The sequence below is a fragment of the Roseateles sp. P5_E11 genome (genome assembly GCF_054049355.1).
This window is the reverse complement of sequence record NZ_JBFUMO010000994.1, coordinates 1-1,244: the sequence shown is the minus strand read 5'-3', so window position 1 is coordinate 1,244 and position 1,244 is coordinate 1. Positions and strand designations below refer to the sequence as shown.

The 1,244-nt window shown below is 63.1% G+C and carries 2 protein-coding genes; both read left to right on the top strand.

Features of this window, described 5'->3' with window-relative positions; translation table 11 throughout:
- Positions 1–993, top strand: a 993-nt coding sequence (locus ACXJKR_RS32810) for a Gfo/Idh/MocA family protein (protein WP_457326425.1), incomplete at its 5' end; no start/stop codon positions are given.
- A gap of 4 nt (positions 994–997) precedes the next feature.
- A partial coding sequence (locus tag ACXJKR_RS32805) for a DapH/DapD/GlmU-related protein (RefSeq protein WP_457326424.1) occupies positions 998–1,244 on the top strand: 247 nt, incomplete at its 3' end.

Below are 1,244 nucleotides of genomic sequence, written 5' to 3'. Positions count from 1 at the left end.
GCCAAGAACCACTTCGAAGCCATCCGCAAGCTCGGCGATCAGTGCGAGTTGGTTGACGTCTGTGACATCGACGCCGCTGCACTGGCTGCGACGGTGGACAACACCGGCGCCTGCGGCCACGCTGGCTTCACGGAAATGCTGGCGACCACCTCGGCGGACGTGGTCATCCTGACGACGCCAAGCGGCCTGCACCCGCGCCAGGCCATCGAAGCTGCGCATGCCGGCTTCCACGTCATGACGGAAAAGCCCATGGCCACTCGCTGGCAGGACGGCATCGACATGGTGCGGGCCTGCGACGAGGCAGGCGTGCGGCTGTTCGTCGTCAAACAGAACCGGCGCAATCCGACCCTGCAACTGCTCAAGAATGCCGTGGCAGCGGGCCGTTTCGGGCGAATCCACATGGTCACGGTGAACGTGTTCTGGAGCCGCCCTCAAGCCTATTACGACAGCGCCGCCTGGCGCGGCACCTGGGAGTTCGACGGCGGCGCCTTCATGAACCAGGCGAGCCACTACGTCGACCTGCTCGAGTGGATCATCGGTCCGGTCGAAAGTGTCATGGCGTACACGGGGACCCTGGCGCGCGATATCGAGGTGGAAGACACCGGCGTTGCCGCCATCAAGTGGCGTAGCGGCGCCATGGGTTCGATCAACGTCACCATGCTCACCTATCCCAAGAATCTGGAAGGCTCGATCACCATCCTCGGCGAAAAAGGCTCTGCCGTGGTCGGTGGCGTGGCTGTCAACGAGATCAAGCACTGGGAGTTCCAGGACGCGCACGAGATGGATCAGCGCATCAAGGACGCCAACTACGAGACCACATCGGTCTACGGTTTCGGGCATCCCCTGTACTACCACAACGTGCTGCAGGTGCTGCGCGGCGAGGCACAGCCTGAAACCGATGGACGCGAAGGCCTCAAGTCTCTGGAACTGCTGATCGGCATGTACCGCTCGGCCCGCGACGGGCRGAAGGTCAACCTGCCGCTGAATTACTGAGCCGATGAGCACGCAGACTGTCATCCACCCCTCTGCCATCGTCGACGCTGGCGCCCGGATCGGCTCGGGCTGCCGCGTCTGGCACTTCGTACACATCAGCGCTGGCGCCCGCATTGGCGACGGTTGCTCCTTCGGCCAGAACGTCTACGTCGGCAACGACGTCAGCATCGGCAACAACGTCAAGATCCAGAACAACGTCTCCGTCTATGACTCGGTGACATTGGAGGACGACGTCTTCTGCGGCCCCAGCA